The organism is Mesorhizobium sp. BAC0120 (genome assembly GCF_033542235.1).
GTDB lineage: Bacteria > Pseudomonadota > Alphaproteobacteria > Rhizobiales > Rhizobiaceae > JAWRCU01.
The window spans coordinates 153,347-176,622 of sequence record NZ_JAWRCU010000009.1 but is presented as its reverse complement, the minus strand read 5'-3'; the positions used below and the strand labels follow the sequence as shown (position 1 = coordinate 176,622).

At 63.3% G+C, this 23,276-nt stretch carries 13 protein-coding genes; 7 read left to right on the top strand and 6 right to left on the bottom strand.

Annotation, left to right across the window (positions count from 1 at the left end):
• The first annotated feature begins 43 nt into the window (after positions 1 to 43).
• Positions 44 to 970: a LysR substrate-binding domain-containing protein gene (locus SAZ10_RS20595; RefSeq protein WP_318611234.1), complete on the top strand. Its 927-nt coding sequence runs from the start codon at positions 44 to 46 to the stop codon at positions 968 to 970.
• 7 nt (positions 971 to 977) lie between these two features.
• Here the strand turns inward: SAZ10_RS20595 and SAZ10_RS20590 are convergent, their stop codons facing one another.
• Complete coding sequence (locus SAZ10_RS20590; RefSeq protein WP_318611233.1) at positions 978 to 1,643, bottom strand: metalloregulator ArsR/SmtB family transcription factor; 666 nt, start codon at positions 1,641 to 1,643, stop codon at positions 978 to 980.
• 90 nt (positions 1,644 to 1,733) lie between these two features.
• On the opposite strand from SAZ10_RS20590, the gene SAZ10_RS20585 reads away from it, so the two are divergent.
• The 3 genes from SAZ10_RS20585 (at position 1,734) to SAZ10_RS20575 (ending at position 14,011) form a co-directional block, all read left to right on the top strand.
• A complete protein-coding gene (locus SAZ10_RS20585; protein ID WP_318611232.1) occupies positions 1,734 to 2,981 on the top strand; it encodes an MFS transporter in 1,248 nt (415 codons plus the stop codon).
• 422 nt (positions 2,982 to 3,403) lie between these two features.
• Positions 3,404 to 11,923 carry a GH36-type glycosyl hydrolase domain-containing protein gene (locus SAZ10_RS20580; protein ID WP_318611231.1) on the top strand — a complete coding sequence of 2,840 codons (8,520 nt, stop codon included), beginning with the start codon at positions 3,404 to 3,406 and terminating at the stop codon, positions 11,921 to 11,923.
• Between the two features lie 312 nt (positions 11,924 to 12,235).
• Positions 12,236 to 14,011 carry a glucan ABC transporter ATP-binding protein/ permease gene (locus SAZ10_RS20575; protein WP_318611230.1) on the top strand — a complete coding sequence of 592 codons (1,776 nt, stop codon included), beginning with the start codon at positions 12,236 to 12,238 and terminating at the stop codon, positions 14,009 to 14,011.
• 458 nt (positions 14,012 to 14,469) lie between these two features.
• Here SAZ10_RS20575 and SAZ10_RS20570 read toward each other — a convergent pair whose 3' ends face one another.
• The 5 genes from SAZ10_RS20570 to SAZ10_RS20550 all read right to left on the bottom strand — a co-directional run bounded on the left by SAZ10_RS20570 (position 14,470) and on the right by SAZ10_RS20550 (position 19,426).
• Positions 14,470 to 15,063 carry a DJ-1/PfpI family protein gene (locus SAZ10_RS20570; RefSeq protein ID WP_318611229.1) on the bottom strand — a complete coding sequence of 198 codons (594 nt, stop codon included), beginning with the start codon at positions 15,061 to 15,063 and terminating at the stop codon, positions 14,470 to 14,472.
• A 64-nt stretch (positions 15,064 to 15,127) separates the two neighbouring features.
• The gene (locus SAZ10_RS20565) at positions 15,128 to 16,081 is read right to left on the bottom strand and encodes a substrate-binding domain-containing protein (RefSeq protein WP_318611228.1); all 954 of its coding nucleotides are present in this window, start codon (positions 16,079 to 16,081) and stop codon (positions 15,128 to 15,130) included.
• Between the two features lie 59 nt (positions 16,082 to 16,140).
• Positions 16,141 to 17,112, bottom strand: a complete 972-nt coding sequence (locus tag SAZ10_RS20560) for an ABC transporter permease (protein WP_318611333.1) — start codon at positions 17,110 to 17,112, stop codon at positions 16,141 to 16,143.
• A gap of 17 nt (positions 17,113 to 17,129) precedes the next feature.
• A complete protein-coding gene (locus SAZ10_RS20555; RefSeq protein ID WP_318611227.1) occupies positions 17,130 to 18,713 on the bottom strand; it encodes a sugar ABC transporter ATP-binding protein in 1,584 nt (527 codons plus the stop codon).
• Between the two features lie 11 nt (positions 18,714 to 18,724).
• Positions 18,725 to 19,426, bottom strand: coding sequence for a GntR family transcriptional regulator (locus SAZ10_RS20550; RefSeq protein WP_412535255.1), 702 nt, complete (start codon positions 19,424 to 19,426; stop codon positions 18,725 to 18,727).
• Positions 19,427 to 19,513: 87 nt separating this feature from the next.
• Between SAZ10_RS20550 and SAZ10_RS20545 the strand changes: the two genes are divergently transcribed.
• From SAZ10_RS20545 to SAZ10_RS20535, 3 genes are read left to right on the top strand one after another with little or no spacing between them, the layout of a single operon-like run.
• Entirely contained in the window at positions 19,514 to 20,542 is a 1,029-nt protein-coding gene (locus SAZ10_RS20545; RefSeq protein ID WP_318611226.1) for an Ldh family oxidoreductase, read from the top strand.
• Positions 20,539 to 21,765, top strand: coding sequence for an iron-containing alcohol dehydrogenase (locus tag SAZ10_RS20540; RefSeq protein WP_318611225.1), 1,227 nt, complete (start codon positions 20,539 to 20,541; stop codon positions 21,763 to 21,765). The genes SAZ10_RS20545 and SAZ10_RS20540 overlap by 4 nt, the downstream gene beginning before the upstream one ends.
• A gap of 21 nt (positions 21,766 to 21,786) precedes the next feature.
• On the top strand, positions 21,787 to 23,274 hold the full coding sequence (locus SAZ10_RS20535; RefSeq protein WP_318611224.1) for an NAD-dependent succinate-semialdehyde dehydrogenase: 1,488 nt from the start codon (positions 21,787 to 21,789) through the stop codon (positions 23,272 to 23,274).
• Positions 23,275 to 23,276 lie beyond the last annotated feature (2 nt).

Below are 23,276 nucleotides of genomic sequence, written 5' to 3'. Positions count from 1 at the left end.
CGAGCTGATTGACAAACGAACGTTTCAAGGATCAGCTGTGAGTATGGATCACAGCTCGCGAAGCCTGCCCCCGCTCGATACGCTCCATGCCTTCGAGGTCGCAGCGCGCACGGGCAGCTTCACAGCGGCAGCCGAAAGGCTGAACCTGACGCACGGCGCCGTCAGCCGGCAGATTGCCAAGCTCGAAGACTGGCTCGGTTTCAAGGTGTTCGAGCGGGGCGCGCGCGGCGTGTCGCTGACGATCGAGGGAAACCGGCTATTCCTGCGGGCGACCGAAGCCATCGCGCTGATCGCCGACAATACCGACCGCTGGACCGAGCCGCGCGGCGCGGCAGTGGTTAGGCTCGCCACCATCCCCTCGATCTGCGGGTTGTGGCTGATCCCCCGGCTCGCCAGGCTGGAAGCGGGCGAGCCTGCGCTGCGCATCGTGCTCGAGGTGGACCTGCGCCAGAACGATATCGGCGAGGAGGGCATCGATCTCTCGGTGCGTTGTGGGCGCGGCGGCATTCCCGGCCGCATCTCGGTGCGGCTTTTCGAAGAGCAGATCTTTCCAGTCGCCTCGCCGGAGCTCGCGAAGAAGATCGGCAGCGGCCCACCGGAGAGGATGCTCAAATTTCCGCTTATCCACGATTCCGATGCGTCAGGCTGGCGGAGCTGGCTCGGCGCGCACGGCGTCGACTACAGGCCGCGGTCGCAGGATCGCCGCTTCGAAGACTACAATCTGGTGCTCGACGCGGCGGCGAACGGGCTCGGCATCGCGCTTGCTAGGCCCCCGCTGACCGAAGGCGATATGGAGGCAGGGAGGCTGGTTGCGGTCGACGAGCGAACGGTGCTCAATCCCGTTTCCTACTGGCTCGACCGGCCCGAAGGGCGGCCGCGCCCGGCGGCGGTGGAGCTTGCCAGGCGTATAGCCGCCGAAGCAGGGCTCGACGGCGCCGAGCTGGAGCCGTTCCTGCAGGCGGAGCGGTGAACGGCAGCTAGGCGGAGGCTTCGACCGGCAATCCCGCTGCCCGCCATTCCGGCATGCCGTCCTCGAGGCGCCTCGCCCTCAGGCCGCGCTTGCGGAGCGCAGCAACAGCCTCAAAGGACAGGACGCACCAAGGCCCTCGGCAGTAGGCAACGATCTCCCGATCGAGCTCGAAGCTTGAAAGCTGCGCATCGAGGTCGGCGAGCGGGACGTTGATCGCTCCCGGCACATGACCGAGCGCGAACTCGTCCGCCGGCCTGACGTCTATGACCTTAACGAGGTCGTCGCGCATCAGTGACGCAAGCTCCTCGCGCGTGACCGGCTCCATGTCGTCGCGCTTGTTGAAATAGGTGCGCAGGATGCGGTCGACTTCCGCGACATTGCTCTCGCCCACGGTCCGCAGCGCGGCGAAGAGCGCAAGCACCGTGTCGCCGGCAAGCCGATAGATCACGAACTTACCGTCGCGCTCGGCAGCGACGAGGCCCGCGCGCCGCAAGCTCTGCAGGTGCTGCGATGTGTTGGCGACCGGCAGGCCGAGCTTTGCCGACAGGGCTTCGACACTGCGCGCTCCCTGCGCCAGTTGCTCGATGAGCTCGAGCCGATGCGGATGTCCGAGCGCCTTGGCGACGGCAGCGAATTCCGCGTAGAGAGCCTGCTTCGGATTGCGAATTGACATTGCGCTCCCAGGCGACAATAGCTCACTCAATTGAATGATTGAATGAGCCTGAGCCGGCTTGTCAAGCTCGGGCAATGCTGGAACCGCCGCATGACCTCGACAGGTCTTTCGACCGTCGCCCTCGGCCTCAAGGCAAATTGGCGCCAGTTCGCGCTCCTGGTGCTGATCAATGCCTTCGTCGGAGGCATGGTCGGCATCGAGCGCACTGTGGTCCCGCTTATCGGCTCCGAGGAGTTCGGCATCACCTCGACGACGCTCGTGGTGTCCTTCATCGTCAGCTTCGGCGTGGTGAAGGCGCTCGCCAATCTCGTCTCCGGCCAGCTCGCCGACAAATGGGGCCGCAAGCGCGTGCTTGTGCTCGGCTGGCTTGCGGCTCTACCGGTGCCGTTCATGATCGTGTGGGCGCCGAGCTGGGCATGGGTGGTCGCCGCCAACGGGCTGCTCGGGATCAGCCAAGGGCTGGCCTGGTCGATGACCGTCATCATGAAGATCGACCTGGTTGGCCCGAAAGCACGCGGCCTCGCTGTCGGCCTGAACGAGTTCGCCGGCTATGTCGCGGTCGGGGTCACGGCCTTCCTGACCGGCTATCTTGCAGCCCGGTACGGCCTGCGTCCGGTGCCGATCTATCTCGGGGTCGCCTACGCGATCATTGGGACCACCTTGTCGGTCCTGCTGGTGCGCGACACGCGCGAGCACCTGCGGCTGGAACTGGCCAGCCATCCGAGGGAGGCATCGAAGCTCGGCTTCCGGGACGTTTTCGCGCTGACCAGCTGGCGTGACCGCAACCTGTTCGCAGCCTCGCAGGCTGGGCTCGTCAACAACCTAAATGACGGCATGAGCTGGGGCATATTCCCGCTCTTCTTCGCTGCCCACGGGCTCGCCGTCGAGCGCATCGGCATGCTGAAGGCGATCTATCCCGCGACCTGGGGCGTGCTTCAGATCGTCACGGGGCCGCTCAGCGACCGTTGGGGCCGCAAAGGCTTGATCGTCGCCGGCATGTGGGTGCAGGCCGCGGCACTCTTCCTCACTGCCGCCACCGCGAATTTTGGCTGGTGGTTCCTGGCAAGCCTGCTGCTGGGGCTGGGTACCGCCATGGTCTATCCGAGCCTGATCGCGGCAGTCTCCGATGCCTCTCATCCGTCCTGGCGGGCGCGCGCGCTCAGTGTCTACCGCTTCTGGCGCGACCTCGGCTATGCAATCGGCGCGCTTTGCGCCGGGATCATCGCCGACCTCTTCGGCCTCGCCTGGGCCATCGCAACTGTCGCCGCGCTGACCTTCGCGTCAGGCGCCCTCGTGGCACTCATCATGCACAACACCGTAACGCCGGCCCAGAATTGAGCGGGCCCGGCCAGGGAGGCGCCCATCTGCCGGACGAAATATGACAAATTCATCCACGGTCACATGAATGCGCGATATCATCTATATAACGCAGGTATGGCACCCCTTCGCGCCGCGGCACCCAGTCTTGGGCCTGAGTGGCCATTCGAGGAGACTGCCATCCGGCCCGGCACCGCAAATGTCGGGCGTTTCGTGCCCTACGACGCGGAACAAGCTTGGATTTCCCTTCTCGAAGGAGCAGGAAACCCAACCCAGACGCGAGGATCGCCGCAATAATGCCAAGAATGTCGATTTGGTCGTCGCGCCGCGCTAACATCCTGTCAGCTTGGCTGTGCCCCTGTGACGCAACCAAACGTCGTCGAAACGGTTTAGTCTTGTCCTGGCGCTGCGGCGCCGGGGGGACGCCTACGGAAAATTGATTTATGAATATCCAGACCGACCCGTCCTTGCTCAAGGGCGCAGTCAAGCCCTTGCCTGTCAACGCTGCGCCGATCCGCTCAACCTTCTATCACGAAGCCAACCTCAGGAAGCTCGGCGAGGACCTCGCCCGCAAGAAGTCCGCCGTCCCTTGCTACACGGCCTTCGATTTCCAGCGCCGCATCCGCGAGAACGGCAAGAAGATCCTGCAAGTCTACCGGACGATGAACGAGGCGCAGGCCCGGGGCGAGGTGGTCACGCCGGCCGCGCAATGGCTGCTCGACAACTACTATCTGATCGAAGAGACCGTCTTCCAGGTCAAGCGCGATCTGCCGCGACGCTTCTACAAGGAGCTGCCCGCGGAATCGTTCGGCGGAGAGGCGCCCATCCCGCGGGCGCTCGCGATAGCCTGGGCCTATGTCGCGCATTCCGACAGCTCGGTCTCGGCGGCGATGTTCGAGGCAGTCGTCGAAGGCTACCAGTCGGTCGATCCACTGAAAATCGGCGAGCTCTGGGCACTGCCATCGCTTTTGCGGTTCGTGCTGATCGAGAACCTCAGGCGGATCGCGGACAGGGTCAACCGCTCGCGCGACATGCGACTGCTCGCCAACACGCTTGCCGACAAGCTCGCGATCGAAGGCGGCAATGAAGGCACCCCCGCCATGCTCGCCGGCTATGCCGCGCATGCGCTGGACACCACCTTCGCCACCCAGCTCCTGCACCGCCTGCGCGACGGCTCGCAGAGTGCGGGCCGAGCGCTGATGTGGCTCGAAGACGAGCTCGAGCGTCACGGCACCCATGCCGAGGCGACCATCTTCGCCGAGCACCAGACGCTGTCGTCCGGCAATGTGACCATGGCCAACATCGTGCGCGGGCTGAGGCTCATCAATGATGTCGAATGGACGGTCTGGTTCGAGGAGATCAGCAAGGTCGACGAGCTGCTGCGCAAGGAAGTCAGGTTCTCGGACCTCGATTTCTCGTCGCGCGACCGGTACCGCACCAAGATCGAAGAACTGGCGAAGGGTTCCGAGCTTACCGAATTCGGTGTTGCCGAGCGCGCCATCGCGCTTTCCAAGCAGGCGGCTGCCGAAGGTTCCGATACTGCCGACATCGGCTTCTTCCTGGCGGGCGATCGCTTGGGCGAGCTGGAGGCGGCGATCGGCTACCGGATCCCCTTCCTGACAAAGCTTTGGCGTGCCTACCGCAAGACCAACTGGGTCGGCATTTTCGTGCCGGTGCTCATCCTGGCAGCGCTTTTGCTGGCATTCACAGGGAAAGCGCTCGACAATATCGGCCTGTCGGACGGTTGGATCACGTTGATCCTCATCCTGTCGGCGCTTCCGGCGTTCGAAGCAGGCATGAGCATGTTCAGCAAGATCGTGCTGCTTGCGCTCAAGCCTTCCCAGCTGATCGGCTACGAGTACAAGGAGGGAGTGCCGGCGAGCGCGCGCACTCTGGTGGTGGTGCCGGCTCTGATCGGCTCGCGCGACGACGTCGACGAAAGCCTCCGCAATCTGGAAGTGCACTTCCTGGCCAATATGGGCGGCGACATCTACTTCGCCCTCCTCTCCGATTGGCCGGACAGCCCGGTCGAGCAGTCGGCCCACGACCTGGAAGTGCTGGAATATGCGCGAGCCGAAGTTCAGCGGCTCAACGAACGGCATCCGATGGTCGAGGGCGTCCGTTTCCACCTCCTGCACCGGCGCCGGCTCTACAACGAGTCCGAAGGCTGCTGGATGGGCTGGGAGCGCAAGCGCGGCAAGCTGCATGAGCTCAACATGCTGCTCCGCAACGACGCCGACACGACGTTCCTGCCATCCGACACCGAGCTGCCGAACGATGTCATCCATGTGATGACGCTCGACGCCGACACGCGCATGACGCGCGACGCGGTGATCAAGCTGGTCGGCAAGCTCGTCCACCCGCTCAACCGGCCGCGCATCGACGAGAAGGCAGGCCGGATCCTCCGCGGTTATGGCATATTGCAGCCGCGCGTCACGGCTTCGCTGACGACCGGCGACGAGGCGTCCTTCTTCCAGCGCATATTCTCGGCCCATCGCGGTCTTGACCCTTATGTGTTCGCGGTCTCGGACGTCTATCAGGACGTCTTCGATCAAGGCACCTTCACCGGCAAGGGCATCTATCACGTCGATGCCGTCGAATGGTCCATCAAGGGCCGTATTGCCGAGAACGAGGTGCTGAGCCATGACCTGCTCGAAGGCGCCTTCGCGCATGCGGCGCTCGTCACGGATGTCGAGCTCGTCGAAGACTATCCGACCCGCTACGACGTCGACGCCTCGCGCCAGCACCGCTGGGCGCGCGGCGACTGGCAGTTGCTCGGCTATATTTTCGGGCAGCCGCCGGGCGTCCCTCCCCTGTCTCGCTGGAAGATGGTCGACAATTTACGCCGCACGCTCACCCCGATCTCATGGGTGATGGCGTCGATCGCCGGTTGGACCGCGCTGCCCTTCGATCTTGCCGCCCAGTTCCAGGCATTGCTGATCCTGATGCTGTTCATGGCGCCGACTTATGACGTCATCGATGCGATCGTGCCGAAGGACCGCGATGCTACAGTGCGCGGCCATTTCAGCGCGCTGCTGCGCGAGTTCGCCGTCGCGACCGCACAGGTTGCGATGCGTGTCGTGCTGCTTGCCCATACGGCCTGGCTGATGGCCGATGCCATCGGACGCACGCTCTACCGCGTGTTCGTCAGCCGTAAGCATCTGCTCGAATGGCGCACGGCATCGCAGGCCTTCAAGCTCGGCAAAAACACGCTCTCAGGCTACTACAGCCTGATGTACGGCGCGGTGGTCATCGCGCTGGTCGGGCTCGCGATACCGCTCGCGGCAGGCTCGAGCGGCGCAGGCGTGGCGTTCATCTTCGCGTTGTTCTGGACGGCGTCGCCTGCCTTTGCCTGGCTGTTCAGCCGCTCGGCCGAAACCGAAGACCGGCTGATCGTCGCCGAAGCCGACAAGGCGAAGCTGCGTGCCTATGGCCGCCGCACATGGCTTTACTTCGAGACCTTCACCACGGAAGAACACAATCACCTGCCGCCGGACAACTACCAGGAGACCCCTACGCCGCTGATTGCGCCGCGAACCTCCGCGACCAACATCGGCGTCTATCTCCTGTCGGTAGTGTCGGCTCGCGATTTCGGCTGGATCAGCCTCGCCGACGCGGTCCAAAGGCTGGAGGCGACGATCGGAACGATCGAAAAGCTCGAGACATATCGCGGCCATCTCTACAACTGGTACGAGACGCGAACGCTGAAGCCGCTGCTTCCTGCTTATGTGTCGGCCGTCGACAGCGGCAATCTCGCCGGCCATCTGGTCGCCGTCTCGGCCGCCTGCAACGAATGGGCGATGGCGCCCGCCGCCTTCCTGGAAGGCGACTTCCACGGCCTGCTCGACGTCGTGATGATCCTTGAAGAGAGCCTGGCGGCGCTGCCCGACGACCGCCGCCAGCTCAGGCCGCTCCGCCAACGGCTGCGCGAGCGCATTTCAGGCATACGCCGAGCAATCGACACGGTCCGCAATGAACCGGAGACGGCGGCGATCCGCACGCTCAACCTTGTCGTGCTCGCCGGCGAGATCCGCAAGCTGGCCACGGCGATCCATCAGGAGATCGGCTCGAGCCTGAGCGAGGATCTGTCGCGCTGGGCATCGAAGCTCGAGGTGACGGCTGAAGCGCATGTCAGCGACTCGCATTTCGACGAGCGCGCCATCGAGGCGATGCGTGGCAAGCTGGTGAAGCTGCGCGAGCGAGCCCGCCTCATCGCTTTCCGAATGGATTTCTCGTTCCTCTTGCGGCGTGACCGCAACCTGCTCTCGATCGGCTATCGGGTCGAGGATCGGCAGCTCGACGAGGCATGCTACGACCTGCTTGCCTCCGAAGCGCGGCTCGCCAGCCTTTTTGCGATCGCCAAGGGCGATATCCCGACCAACCACTGGTTCCGGCTCGGTCGGCCCATCGTCGAGATCGGCTTTTCCGGCGCTCTGATGTCGTGGTCCGGTTCGATGTTCGAATATCTGATGCCGCCGCTTGTCATGAAGGAGCCACAGGGCGGCATCCTCAACCAGACCAGCAATCTGATCATCAAGCGGCAGATCCAGTACGGACGCTCCAAGGGCATTCCGTGGGGCATTTCGGAAGCGGCATTCAATGCGCGCGACCGTGAGATGACCTACCAGTACACGAATTTCGGCGTGCCGGGGCTCGGCCTCAAGCGAGGGTTGGCACAGAATACGGTGATCGCGCCATATGCGACCGTGCTCGCCTCGCAATTCAGGCCGCGCGACGCCGTGCAGAATCTCGAGTGGCTGCGCTCGATCGGCGGCCTTGGCCATTTCGGCTTCTACGACGCGATCGACTTCACGCCGCAGCGGGTACCGGAGGGCAGCAATCACGCTGTCGTCTACAACTACTATGCGCACCACCAGGGCATGGTGGTGGCCGCGATCGCCAACGTCATCTTCGAAGGCCGCATGCGCGAGCGCTTCCATAGCGACCCGGTGATCGAGTCGGCCGAACTGCTTCTGCAGGAGAAAGCACCGCGCAACATCCAGACGACAGCGGTGCGCACCGAGGTCCTGGAGCGCGGCGCCTTCGACGTTGTCTCCGACAGCCCGGATAGCCGCTCTATCCCGGATCCGGCACGCGCGTTGAAGGCCACGAGCGTTATGTCCAACGGCCAGTATTCGGTGATGGTCACGGCGACCGGCGCCGGTTACAGCCGCTACGGCGATGTCGCGATCACGCGCTGGCACGCGGATCCGACCGAAGACCGCATGGGCACATTCCTCTTCCTTCGCGATGCCGAGAGCGGCGAGTGGTGGTCGGCCACTGCCGAGCCCAAGGCCGTCGAGGGCGAGAAGACAAGGGCCCATTTCAGTGACGAGAAGGCCTGCTTCTTCAAGACCGTCGGCACATTGCGGACGGAGGTCGAGAGCATCGTCATCAGCGAGGGCGATGGCGAAGGGCGGCGCGTTACGATCTGGAACGACGGGGATACCAACCGCTTCATCGAAGTGACCTCCTACGCCGAGCTGGTGCTTGCTCCGGAAGCAACGGACAATGCGCATCCGGCATTCTCGAAAATGTTCGTCGAGACGGAGATCGGACCGGAGAACCGCGTCATCTTTGCCCGGCGACGGCCGTATTCGCCGAGCGAACCGCCGGTCGAGCTCGCCCATTTCGTCGAAGACAGTTCCGGCTCGTCGCGCTTCACCGAGGCCGAGACCGACCGCCGCGCCTTCATCGGCCGCGGCCGGACCATCATGGATCCGGCGGTGCTGCAGCCGGGTGCGCGGCTCTCCGGCAATGCTGGTTTCGTGCTCGACCCGATCCTGTCGCTCAGGCGGCAGGTCCGCGTCCCCGCCCGCAAGAAGGTTTCGGTGACCTTCTGGACAGTGGTCGGCAAGACGCGCCAGGAAGTCGAGGAAACCATGGCGCGCATGCAGCATCCGGAGAGCTTCCAGCGCCAGAACATGCTGTCCTGGACCCGCTCGCAGGTGCAAACCAGGCATATCGGGCTGACGCTTGCCGAGGCGGCGAACGTTCAGCGCCTCATGCGCTATCTCCTCTATCCCGACAATTCGGTCCGCTTGCCGTCGGAGGCGCTCGCCGCCGGGCTCAGCCAGCAATCGGCGCTGTGGCCGACCAGCATCTCCGGCGATTTTCCGATTTTCGTGCTCAGGATCAGCGACGTCTCCGACCTCGAGATCGTCGCCTCCGCGCTGAGAATGCAGGAATATCTACGCGCTAGGGGCGTGGTCGCCGACCTCGCCATCCTCAACGAGCAGGCTTCATCCTATGTGCAGGACCTGCAGCAGGCCATTGAGCGGCTATGCGACAACAGCCGCATCCGCAGCGGCGAACAGGGTCCCCGCCAGCACATATTTGCGGTGCGGCGCGACCTCATGGACGAGCGCACTTACCGGACACTGCTTTCTGCCGGGGCGATCGTGCTGCACACCCGCAACGGCCCGATATTCGACCAGATAGAGCGCGCCGAGCTCGGCGAGCTGCAGGTGAAGTTCCCCGCCACAGAGGAGGGCGAACCCGTCCCGTCCGTCGCACGCCCGCTTGCCGTCGCCTCCGAGATCCCGGAGGTAGAGCCCGACGGGTCCGACCTCGCCTTCTGGAACGGCTATGGCGGCTTCGCTAAGGGCGGGCGCGAATATGTCGTGCGGCTCGCCGGCAATCGCACAACCCCGCATCCGTGGATCAACGTGATCTCGAACCGTTCCTTCGGCTTCCACACTTCGGCCGAAGGCGCGTCCTTTACCTGGAGCCGCAACAGCCGCGACTTCCAGCTGACGCCATGGTCCAACGATCCTGTCCGCAACCGCTCCGGCGAGGCGATCTACATCCATGACCAGGGCTCCGGACGAGCTTTTTCGCCCTTCGCGGCGGTCGTACGTGATGCGGCGGCAACTTACGAGGCTCGCCACGGCCAAGGCTACAGCATCTTCAGCGCCACGCACGGCAACATCGATACCGAGCTGACGCAGGTCGTCGACCCGGCCGATCCGGTGAAGATCTCCCGGCTGACGATCAGGAACAACGGCCCAAGCTCGGTAAGCCTCAGAGTATATGCCTACGCCGAGTGGGTGCTGGGCACCAATCGCACCAGGACAGCGCCTTTCATCCTGCCGTCGCAGGATGAAAGAACGGGCGCTCTGCTGGCGCACAATCCCTATGCACTCGATTTCAGCGAACGCGTGGCGTTCCTGGCGGGCGACACGGCCGCGCAGTCGGTGACGACCGACCGCTCCACATTCATCGGCAGCGGCAGCGTCGAATGGCCGACGGCCGTGACGACAGGGGCGACACTTCCTGGCACCGTCGAGGCAGGCCGCGATCCATGCGCTGCGCTCGCGCACGACCTGGAAATCTCGCCGGGCGGCGAGGCTTCATTGCTCTTCCTTCTCGGCGACGCAGACTCCCCCGGCGGGGCAAGCGCATTGGTCGAACGCCATCGAGACCGGGATTTCGGCGAGCGTCTCGCGGAAGCGCAGCAGACGTGGGACCATTTCCTCGGCACGCTTCAGGTCGAGACGCCCGATCCCGCCTTCAATGCCGTGGTGAACCGGTGGCTGCCGTATCAGGCCCTCGCCTGTCGTATCCGTGCGCGCACGGCCTTCTATCAGGCGAGTGGCGCCTTCGGCTTCCGCGACCAGCTCCAGGACACGCTGGCGTTCTTGCTGCATGATCCTTCTCTCGCCCGTGAGCAAATTCTCACCGCGGCGTCGCGACAGTTCCCCGAGGGCGACGTGCAGCACTGGTGGCTGCCGCGTACCGGCGCGGGTGTGCGGACCATGATCTCCGACGACCTCGTCTGGCTGGCCTACGCGACGGCGCACTACATCGCCGTCACGGGCGACGAGGCGATCCTGGCGGAGGAAACCACCTACATCGAAGGGCCGCAGCTCAAGCCCGGCGAGCATGACGCGTTCTACACGCCCGAGATATCCAAGACCAAGGCGACGCTCTACGAGCATTGCGCACGCGCGCTCGACCTTGCAATCAAGCGCACAGGGGCAAGCGGCCTGCCGTTGATCCTTGGCGGCGACTGGAACGACGGCATGAACCGCGTCGGCGAAAAGGGCAAAGGCGAGAGCGTCTGGCTCGGCTGGCTGCTCGCCAGGGCGCTCACCGACTTCCGGCCATTTGCAAAGGCGGCCGGCGACAAGCAACGCGACGATGCCTGGCGCAAACATGCCAAGAACCTGAAGAAGGCGCTGGAGGCAGCGGGTTGGGACGGCGAGTGGTACCGGCGCGGCAGCTATGACGATGGCACGCCGCTCGGCTCGCGCCTTTCGGAGGAATGCCGCATCGACGCCATCGCCCAGGCGTGGAGCGTCCTTTCGGGCCAGGGCGGCCCCGAGCGAGCGCTGACTGCCATGCGCTCGGGCCTGAGGATGCTGGCCGACGACGAGCTCCAGATCATCAAGCTCTTCACCCCACCCTTCGACAAGACCGAGCACGATCCCGGCTACATCAAGAGCTACCCGCCGGGCGTTCGCGAGAACGGCGGACAGTACACGCACGGAGCGATCTGGTTCGTCATTGCGCTCGCCGAGCTCGGGCTGGCCGATGAGGCATGGCGGTGCTTCCGCATGCTGATGCCGGCCAATCATGCGCTCGACCAGGCCGCTGCGGATCGCTACCGGGTAGAGCCATATGTGGTGGCGGCCGACATCTATTCGGTCGGTCCGCTTGCCGGCCGCGGCGGCTGGACCTGGTACACGGGCTCAGCCGGCTGGCTCTACCGCGCGGCGGTCGAAGCGATCCTCGGCATCCGCAGGGCGGGCAATACGGTCTCGGTCAAGCCGGCGCTTCCGCCCGGATGGAACGGCTTCGCCGCAACCCTGAAGCTCGATGGCGGTACGTATCGGATCGTGGTCGAGCGCGATCCGAGCGCCAGCGAGCCTGTCATGGAATTCGGCGGCCGGCGGCTCGAGCACTGCGCGTTCGAGCTTTCAGGCGACGGCGATTTCGAGGTTAGAGTAAGGCTGGCGTAGGCGTGCGGCCCAGTGTCGCAAAGCGGGGCAGGTCGAAGTGGATTCCTGCCTCGCCGCCATCTTGGAATTACTTGCGGTCGCCCTAAGTAGCCACTGCGACAGGGCCGCACTGGCCCGGACGCCACAATTTCGCCGCAGATGGGCCATTTTTCTTTAAATTCAGTCGGTTAGAAGATCACGAGACGTTACGCGCCGTACTTAAAACGTGTCCCTGGCCAAGGAACCCGACCTGCACCGGGGCATTGTATTGCGGCGCGTCGAACGATAGGTGTCGTTCGATAGTGCAGTGCACAAATCGCTGCGGGGTACACCGTGTCTTTGTTTGAAATCTATTTCAGAGCTCTTCGGCACCTTGCCCCAGTCAAGAACCGGGTTCTTCTGATCAGCGTTGCCAATATCGTGCTTGCGATCGTGACGATCGCCGAGCCTATCCTGCTCGGCCGCATCATCGATGCGATATCTGCGAAGGAGGGCCTGACCCTTAGCGTGTGGCTTTGGGCGAGCCTCGGCACGTTCAACATCATCTCCTACGTGCTGATCGCCCGCGGCGCCGACCGCATGGCACATGCCCGCCGCGCCGGCGTGCTGGTCGAGTCGTTCGAGCGGGTGATCTCGATGCCGCTCGCCTGGCATCACAAGCACGGCACCTCGCACGTGCTGCATACTCTTCTTCGCGCAGTCGAGTCGATGTTCGGGCTGTGGCTCGAGTTCATGCGCCAGCACCTGACCACGGCAGTAGCCCTTGTGCTCCTGGTGCCTACCGCCATTTCACTCGACCTCCGCCTGTCCTGCGTGCTCATCCTGCTCGGCATCGCCTATGTCATGATCGGCCGGCTGGTGACGCACAAGACCAAGCGTGGCCAGGCGTCGGTGGAAGGCCACTATCACCGCGTCTTCGACCTCGTCACGGACAGCATCAACAACGTGACGGTGCTGCAGAGCTACAACAGGATCAACGAGGAGACGCGCGCTCTCAAGGAATTCTCGCGTGACCTCATCAAGGCACAGTATCCGGTGCTCGACTGGTGGGCCATCGCTGCCGCGCTGCATCGGCTGGCGTCCGGCATCTCGATGATGGCCGTCCTGCTGATAGGCGCCTACTTGGTCACCTATGGCGAGCTCCGCATCGGCGACATCGTCACCTTCACAGGTTTCGCTGCGCTGCTGATCAGCCGGCTCGACCAGATCAGTGCCTTCGTCAACCAGGTTTCCGACGCGCGCGCACGGCTCGAGGACTTCTACAAGCTCGAGGATTCCTTCTCAGAGGCCGACGAGCCCGACGGCGCACGCGATCTTGAGAATGTCACCGGACACATCCGCTTCGAGAACGTGAGCTTCGCCTTCCCGAACTCGGGCCATGGCGTTAGCAACATCTCCTTCGAGGTCGGTGCAGGCGAGACAGTCGCGATCGTCGGACCGACCGGCGCGGGCAAGACCACGCTCATCAACCTTCTCCAGCGTGTCTTTGACCCGACGGATGGCCGCATCCTGATCGACGGCATCGATACCCGCACGGTATCGCGCCGCTCGCTCCGTCAGTCGATCGCCACGGTGTTCCAAGACGCCGGCCTGTTCAACCGCTCGATCGAGCAGAATATCCGCATCGGCTGCGCCGAAGCCAGCTACGACCAGGTGCACGCCGCCGCCGAGGCAGCGTCGGCCCACGACTTCATCCTTGCGAAGAGCGCCGGCTATGACTCGGTCGTGGGCGAGCGCGGCGCGCAGCTCTCCGGCGGGGAGCGCCAGCGCATCGCTATCGCACGCGCCATCCTCAAGAACGCACCGATCCTGGTGCTCGACGAGGCAACGAGCGCGCTCGACGTCGAAACCGAGGCCCGGGTCAAGCAGGCCATCGACCAGCTGCGGCAGGGTCGCACGACCTTCATCATCGCACACCGGCTGACCACCGTGCGCGACGCCGACCGTATCATCTTCATGGATCAGGGCCGCCTGGTCGAGACCGGCCGGTTCGATGAGCTCGCCTCGAGCAACGGTCGCTTCGCGGCGCTGCTGCGCGCCGGCGGACTCCTCACGGACGAGGATGTCCGCAGGCTGAGCCGCATCTCCGTGCCGAGCGAGGCGGCCTGACCGGGCCGCTCAGGGACGCAGCCCCCCCTTCCCACGTGAATTGTCGTGAATTGTGGGACGATTTTCAGTGCTGAGGCTGATGCCGGCGATGGTAGATTTTGACCGTTGGCGCTGCCCCTCATCGCCCGCCGGGCACTTCTCCCCGTAAACGGGAAGAAGGGAGCCGGCCGCATTGAAGTGCGCGTTCTGCAACCTCAGCGATTGGCGAAATCAAAGTGGCAGTCGTGCTTCTCCCCGTTCTACGGGGAGAAGATGCCGGCAGGCTGATGAGGGGCAGCGCAACGGTCAAACTTAGAGCCGCTGGCAATCCCCTCGGTCCAATTGGCATTGTTGCTGACGCATGCGTCAAGTAAAAGCAGAATGCTTTGGAGCGGCGTGCATCAAGTTGGTTGGCTACGCCGCTCCATGTCTTTGTTTGCGCGCCGGACTTCCTCGAAATCCGTTCGCAGTTCGATGCGCTAGGAATGACGAATCTCGGTTCCGAGCACTTTTAAGCATTCGCGGATGAATGCGGCGAGCGCAGTCCAGCCCTTGGCCGACACCATGGTTCCGTCGACATAGGCCTCAGTCGGCGAAAGGTCGATGTACGTGCCGCCGGCGAGAGTGACCTCCGGTTCGCATGCCCCCAGCGCGCCGACTTTCTTGCCGCGAACGACGCCGTCCACCGCGACCAGGATCTGGACGCCATGGCAAATCGTGAAGATTGGCTTCTTCGTCTCGTGGAAATGCCGGACTATTGTCTGCACGCGCTTGTCAGTGCGGATGTACTCCGGGCCGCGCCCGCCAGCACAGTAGACCGCATGGTACTGATCGAGCTGCTTTTCCGCTTCCGAGAACGTCTTGTTGATCAGAGCGTAGTGCCCGAGCTTCTCGGTGTAGGTCTGGTCACCCTCGAAATCGTGCAACGATGTCTTGATCAAGTCTCCCGCGTTCTTGTCGGGACAAACGACGTGCACAGTATGCCCGACAGCCTCCATGGCCTGCTGAAAGACGTAGATCTCGTATTCTTCGGTGAACTCACCGGTGAGCATAAGTATCTTCTTACCTGGCATGTTTCTTCCTCCTCTCCGGATTGGGAAAAGCAAGGCGCGCGAGCGCCCTGCAAGTTTGGGTATCTCAGAACGGGGACTCAGGAAAATAGTATTCCTGAGCATTGGCTTGTGTGATTAGCGGCGCATCGAGCTTCACAGCGCCGCGGACGGGTGCTTGACCGATAAGATTTGCCACCGTCATGTACATGGCGGTCTTGATCATGGACGGCGGATAAGGCGTCTCGATCGGCGTCATCGGATCGCCGTCGATCACCTTCTTGACGACGTCCTTCATGCCGTTGCCACCAAGCGCATATTTGATGTCGGTGCGCCCCGACTGCTTGACCGCTTCCAAAACGCCCAGCAGCATGTCGTCGTCGTTGGCCCACACGGCGTCGATCTGCGGATATTTTGCCAGATAGTCCTGCATCAGCTTGAAGGCGTCGTCGCTGTTCCAATTGGCATACTGGATATCAAGGATCTTGAGTTCGCTGTCCTTGATGCCGTCCTCGAAGCCCTTGATGCGTTCGTCATCGATGACGGTCGGAATGCCGCGCAGGACGACGAGGTTGCCCTTCCCACCGAGCTTGTCGACCAGGAACTTCGCTGTCGTCTTGCCGACGGCGATATTGTCGCCCGCGACGTAAAGGTCCTGAATCGTCGGATCATTCAGGCCGCGGTCCACGACCGTGACGAACGTTCCGGAGTCCTTGACGGTCTTGACCGGCGTCGTGAGCTCTTCGGACGAATAGGGCAGGATGACCAAGGCATCCAGATTGCGGCCGGCGGACAGGTCCTCCAGGGCGCTTACCTGCGCCGCGGCCGACGGGGAGGTCTTCACGATGACTTCGACGTCGGGAAATGCGGCATTCAGTTCTTTTGCCGCGGCCTGGGCGTGATAGACGACGCCAGCCGTCCAGCCATGATCTGCGGCCGGAATCGACACCGCGACCACCTTCTTGTCGGCTGCAAGTGCATGGCCGGCCGTTGTCACAAGCAAGCCGGCCACGGCAGCTGCAACCAATCTTCTGCTCAACATGAGATACCTCCCAGAGATATGGACCCTACAACACATGCGCCCGCCTGGTCCGGAGCGGGCTATTTCGACAGCCTCTGCACAAGCATGGCGATGATGATGATTACGCCCTGAACGGCGGCGACGAGGTACTCCGACACGAAGTCGGACAGCACCATCAGATTGGCGATGAGTTCCAGGATCACGGCGCCGGCAATGGTTCCCCAGACGCGACCCTTGCCGCCACGCAGCGCGGTTCCCCCGATGACGACGGCGGTTATGACCTGCAATTCCCAAAGCAGTCCGGTGGTGGGCGTGGCCGCGCCGAGCCGCGGCACGTAACAGATTGCAGCAACGGCCACGCACGCCCCTTGGATCACATAGGCGATGGTGCGCGTCCTGATGACCGAGATTCCGGAATACCGCGCCACATCCTCGTTCGCGCCTACCGCCGCGCAGTGGCGCCCGTATTTCGTCTTGTAGAGAATGAAGGCGCCGGCGGCCGCCACGAGCGCCGAGATGAGGATCGGGATCGGAATCCCAGCCACTGTGCCGAAATAGACCGGGCGATAAGCATCGCGGAGGGACCTGTCGATCGGGATCGTGCCGCCGTCGGTCAGGTAGGTGATCAGGGCGCGGAATATGCCCATCGTGCCGAGGGTGGCGATGAACGGCTCAATCTTGCCGACGGTCACGATCAATCCGTTGGCCAGGCCGCAGAGCAGGCCGCAGGCCAGCGCAATTGCGATGCCGGCGGGGATCGCGCCGAGGCCGAGTCTGGGAGCCATCATGTTCATGAACATGATGGTCATGCCGGTGATGAAGGCGACCATCGAGCCTACCGAAAGGTCGAGGCCGCCTGACGAAATCACGAAAGTTGCGCCAACGGCGATGATCGCAACGAAGGCGCTGCGCGTGACCACGTTGCTGAGGTTGGTCGCTGAAAGAAAGTCCGGGTTGATGAGAAAGCCGACGACCAGCAAGGCGGCCAAAGCGAGGAAGGGACCGGCATCCGACCACGAGAAGTCGAACCGCCTCTCGGTTCGGTCTGGCATCGAATCGGTAATTGCCGTCACGTCTTCTCTCCCTGGACCGTGTGATGGCCCTTTTCGCTGGTTGCGAGCAGCGCGATGTTGCTCTCGGTCATCTCGTCGCCCGAGACCTCCCCACTAATTCTTCCTTCGCGCATGACCAGGATTCTGTGGCAGATACCGATCAGCTCCTGCATCTCCGAGGAGATGACGATACAGCTCCTGCCCTCACTGACGAGGTGCTGGATGAAGGCGTAGATCTGGGCTTTGTTGGCGATGTCGACGCCACGCGTCGGCTCGTCGATGATCACAATCGACGGGTCGGTCAGCAGCACCTTGGCCAACAGGAGCTTCTGCTGGTTTCCACCCGAAAGCTGCCCCGCTTTCGCATCGAGGCTTTTCATCCGGATGTCATATCTGGCGACCGCCTCCGCGAGCGCCTTCTTCTCCCGGCGGCGGCGAACGAGCAGACCGGGATGAAAACGGCCGAGAGCCGAAAGCGTGAGATTCGGCGCAAGGCGCTCCTGGAGGAGCAGCCCCTTGCCCTTGCGATCCTCGGTCAGATAGCCGATGCCGGCATCGATCGCTTCGCGCTGTGAGCCTATGCGGATTGCGGATCCGTTGAGCTCGACCTGCGCCGTCCCCGGCCTGAGGCCCAACATGCCCTCGAACAATTCGGTCCGGCCGGCCCCGATCATCCCGGCAAAACCCAGGATTTCACCCTTATGCAAGGTGAAGGACACGTTGTCGACATAGCCGGGAACCGACGCGTTCCGCACGCTGAGCACCGGCTGTCGGGCCAGGACGGCATGCTTTTGAGGGTAAAGCGCAGCGAGCTCGCGGCCCACCATGACCCGCGCCATCTCCATCTGGCTCAAGGTATGGCCCGGGTAGGTCCCGATCATCTTGCCGTCGCGCAACACGGTGACCTTGTCGGCCAGCCGCTGCACCTCATCGAGCCGATGGCTGATGTAGAGAACAGCAATCCCCCTCGCCTTGAGCTGGAAGATGATCCCCAAGAGCCGCTCTACCTCTTCGCCGGTCAGGACCGCAGTCGGCTCGTCGAAAATCACGACACGGTAATCGTCGAGAAGCGCGCGAGCGATCTGAACGAGCTGGCGGTCGGCCAGCGCAATGTCGCGTACCAAGGCGGTCGGCGATACCTCGCAGCCGATCTCGGCGAGCTTCCTGGCTGCGAGACGCTTCATCGTGCGATCGTCGACAACGCCGCGGCGAGACAGTTCCCGACCGAGGAAGAGGTTGTCGGCAACAGTCAAGGCATCGGCAAGCAGGATCTCCTGGTGAACGAGGGCGATGCCGGCAGCCTGCGCCTGGTCAGGCTTCGTGAAGCTCACGCGTCCACCGGCCATCGACAAGCTACCCTGCGTCGGCTCGACATAGCCCGCCAGCAGACGCATGAGCGTCGTCTTGCCCGCTCCGTTCTCGCCGATGATCGCATGGATCTCGCCCGGCATGATGTCGAGCGTGACGTCCGAGAGCACGGTGACCGAGCCGAACTGCTTTGAGAGCCGATCTGCCCGCAGCACCGGTTCGACCGATCTGCGTTCACCGACTTCTTTGGACGCGGCTTCGGCGTCCGCTTCGATGCGCGCGGCAATGGACATCGAAAATCGCCCTAGTCGAATGCAGGCAACAGGCGATCGCGCGAATTCTCGATATGCACGCGCATCGCCCGCTCGGCGGCGGCGGGATCGCCCGCAGTGAAAGCCGCGAGGATAGCCTCATGCTCATCCAGCGCCTCCTCGGTCACCCGCGAATGATACATCAGGCGAAAAATGTGGAAGTGCGCGTGCTGGTGACTGAGCGTCTCACGGATGAGCTCGTTATTGGCGAACTCCAGGATCTTGTCATGGAAGATCCCATCCTGCCGGGCGAAGTTCGAATAGCGGAGGCGCTCGTCTTTGCCCTCCCGGCGAGCCATGACCCCCGCCGCTTCCTGCAGGACGAGCAGCCTGGCCTCATCAAGGGAGACGGCGGCCCTTGCAGCCGCATAAGGCTCCAGCAGGAGGCGCAGTTCATAGAGTTCGTCAAAACGGCGCTTGGTGATCTGCGGGGCGGCGCGATAGCCGATGAGATGCGTTTTCACGACCAGGCCTTCGCCCTCGAGCCGCCCTAGCGCCTCGCGGATGGGCGTGTGGGAGACGTTGAACTCCTTGACCAGGCTGTCGACGGTGATGCGGGATCCGGGAGCGATCTTGAGCGACATCAGCTGTGCGAAGATCGCCTCATAGACGTCCTCAACCAGGCTGTTCGATCGCTGGATCCTGCCGGTGCCGGCTACCGACTCTTTCGGGGCTACCAAGTCCGAGTTCTGCATTTTTTGCCTCTTGACAGGAACCACCGCTAACACGATGCTTCGCCCAATGCAATCCTATATCGTATACGATTTTATACAGGATAGTGCGTGAAAGTTACACGGGACGAAGCGTTGGCCTTGTCAATGGGGCTGCTGGAAGGGCGCGACACTCCGGCGAAATGTGCCCTGCTGCAATCGGACATATTGGTCGAGGCCGAACTGAGAGGCCATCCTTCGCACGGCCTGCAGCGCCTGCCTCGGCTCCTGACCCGAATCGAGAGAGGGCTGACCGATCCGCGAACGGAAGGAATGGCGAGTTGGCGGTCGGATGCAGCCCTGGAAGTGGATGGCATGAACGGCCTCGGCCCCGTTATTGCCTTCGCCGCGCTACGGCATCTGGAAACGCGCGTGGCGACATCAGGTGTCGCCCTGGCCGCGATCCGCAACAGCAACCATCTCGGAATGCTGGCCTGCTATGTCGAGCAGATCGCGAGTTGGGGCTGCATTGGTATTGCTATGTCTTCCAGTGAAGCGCTGGTGCATCCCCACGGCGGCACGCGCGCCATGCTCGGCACCAATCCCATCGCGATAGCGGTGCCGACTGCCGAACGGCCGATGGTTCTCGACCTTGCGACAAGCACCGTCTCCATGGGCAAGATCCACCACTATGCGGCGAACGGCATGCCGCTCCCGTCGGGCTGGGCGCGCGATGCCGCAGGCCGGCCCACCAGCAGTGCTGCAGCTGCCAAGCAGGGATCGATCGCTCCGTTCGGCGGGGCCAAGGGTTATGGGCTTGGCCTGGCGGTCGAACTTGTCGTCGCCGCGCTGGCCGGTTCCGAACTTGCACCAAATGTCCGCGGCACGCTCGACGCCGAATTCGTCTGCAACAAAGGCGATGTCCTCATCGCCATCCACTTGGGCCATGCACCGGATTTGGCCGCGAAGCTTTCAGCCTATCTTGAACTCATCCGCCGTTCCCCGCCAGCCGACCCTGAGCAGCCCGTAAGCATTCCGGGTGACGGCGCTGCCCTGCGCCGCGCAATCGCACTTGAGCAGGGTTTCGAAATCGAGCCGCAGCTCTGGCGCGATCTCCATGCACTTTCCCGCACATCAGTTTTCGAAGGACATTCAGCATGACGCTTTTCGCCGCTATTCGATTGCCGCGCGAAATCCTGTTCGGAAAAGGCCAACGTCACGTGCTGGCCGGCGTGGCTGCCAGATACGGGCGCCGCGCGTTCATCTGCACAGACGAGCGGTTTGCCGGGACGGCGGTCTTCGCCGAGATCATCGCGGCGCTGAAGTCCGCGTCGATCGACGTCATGGTCTACGATCAGGTGCTTCCCGATGTGCCGCGCGACACTGTTGCAGTATGCGCGCAGCAAGCACGAGATTTCAAACCCGACATGGTGATCGGGATCGGCGGCGGCAGCTGCCTGGACATGGCCAAGTGTGCCGCGCTCATCATTAGTCACGGCGGGAGGCTTCAGGACTACTATGGCGAGTTCAAGGTACCCGGGCCGATACTTCCTGTGATTGCCGTGCCGACGACGGCGGGCACCGGGTCGGAAGTGACTCCTGTCGCCGTTATCTCGGACCCCGATCGAATGCTGAAGGTTGGAATTTCCAGCCCACACCTCATAGCCGCGGTTGCCGTTTGCGATCCGGACCTGACGATCACATGTCCTCCCTCGCTAACGGCAATTGCCGGAGCCGACGCCCTAACGCACGCCATCGAAGCCTTCACTGCGGTGAAGCGCGGCGCTGACCCCAGCCTCGCGCAGCAGCACGTCTTCATCGGCAAGAGCGCATTGACCGACCATTTTGCGCTGCTTGCGATCAGGCTCCTGGGGCGAAGCCTGGAAAGAGCCTGTCGCAACGGGGCCGATGAGGATGCACGCGCCGACGTCATGATGGGTGCTTTGACGGCCGGCTGCGCATTCGGCACGGCCGGGACGGCGGCAGCGCACGCGGTGCAGTACCCCGTCGGCGCACTGACGCACACGCCACACGGCCTCGGCGTTGCGACCATGCTGCCCTACGTGATGAACTATAACCGCGCCGCCGCCGCCGAAGAGATCGCCGAAATCGGCACCGCCTTGGGCCTTCAGGGCGGATACCGTACTGTGGACGAGAAGGCTCGCGCCACCATCGACGAGATCGCCCGACTGTTTCGGGCGATCGGTATCGCGCCGACCCTCGCCGAGCTGGGCTTGCCTGCCGACAAGGTCGACTGGACCGCCGATCAGGCGCTCGGCATCGAACGGCTCATCAAGAACAATCCTCGCCCATTCGACCCTGCCGCCATGCGACGGCTGGTGAAGGCGGCCTATGACGGCGACATCGCCTCGAGCTCGAACTGAAACGATCAAGGGGAAACTAACATGAACATGTCCCAAATGACCTTATCAGACGATCAGGACATGTCGGACTTCCGCGCCTTTTCGCATGGTCTCTATATCGATGGGCAGCGGCGACCGTCATCGAATGGCCGCGTGATCGAGGTCGTCAACCCTTCCACGGAAGCGGTATTTGCCGCGGTTCCGGACGCAACGCCTGCCGATGCTGTTGCAGCCGTGGACGCAGCAGCCAGGGCGGCAAGCGGATGGCGCGCGACGCCACCTCGAAAGCGCTCGGAAATTCTGAGAAGGTGTTTCGAGCTGATGGTGGAGCGCTCGGAGACCCTTGCCACCTTGATCTCGATGGAGAACGGCAAGGCATTGCGCGATGCGCGGGGCGAGGTCGCCTACGCGGCCGAGTTCTTTCGATGGAACGCGGAAGAAGCCGTGCGCATCACCGGGGAGTTCGGTATCGCGCCCTCTGGAACGAACCGGATCGTGGTGGACTATCAGCCGATCGGCATCTGTGTGCTGATCACACCCTGGAATTTTCCGGCCGCCATGGCGACGCGCAAGATCGCTCCGGCGCTGGCGGCGGGCTGCACGGTGATTCTCAAGCCTGCCAGCGAAACCCCACTGACTGCCTATGCGCTTGCCGCGATCTACGAAGAGGCAGGCGTGCCGCCTGGGGTGGTGAACGTGCTGACGACCTCCGACCCGGGTCCTGTGACCGCTGCCATGCTTGCCGACCCGCGCGTGCGGAAACTGTCCTTCACCGGCTCGACAGCGGTCGGGCGCCTGCTGTTGGCCGAGGCAGCGAAGCATGTCGTCTCCTGCTCCATGGAGCTCGGAGGGAACGCACCATTCATCGTATTCGATGATGCAGATCTCGACGCTGCGCTCGACGGCGCGATGGTCGCGAAAATGCGCAATGCCGGCGAGGCCTGCACCGCCGCAAACCGCCTCTACGTGCAATCCGGCATTTACGAGGCCTTTTCCCAAGGGCTCCGTGAGCGGATGGCTGCGCTCAAGGTAGGCGCCGGCACCGAGGCCGAAGTCGAATGCGGCCCGATGATCACTAGGAAGGCCGTCGACAAGATCGACCGGCTCGTCAAGGACGCCGTGGCACGCGGAGCCCGCGTCCTGTGCGGAGGATCGGTTCTCGACAGAAAGGGATATTTTTATCCGCCGACCGTGCTTTGCGAAGTTCCTGCAGATGCGGAAATGGCGCATGAGGAGATATTCGGACCGGTGGCGCCGATCTCGCGTTTTGAGGATGAAGGTGATGTCATCGAACGCGCGAACGACACTGAATATGGCCTCGCCGCTTATATCTACACGCGCGATCTGGCCCGTGGAATGCGCGTGGCCTCGAAGATCGAGTCAGGAATGATCGCGCTCAACCGGGGTCTCATGTCGGACCCGGCCGCGCCCTTCGGTGGGGTCAAGCAAAGCGGTCTCGGCCGTGAAGGGGGACAGCATCACGGCATCGCGGAGTTCATGGAGATGAAGTACCTCGCCGTGACGATGTGAGC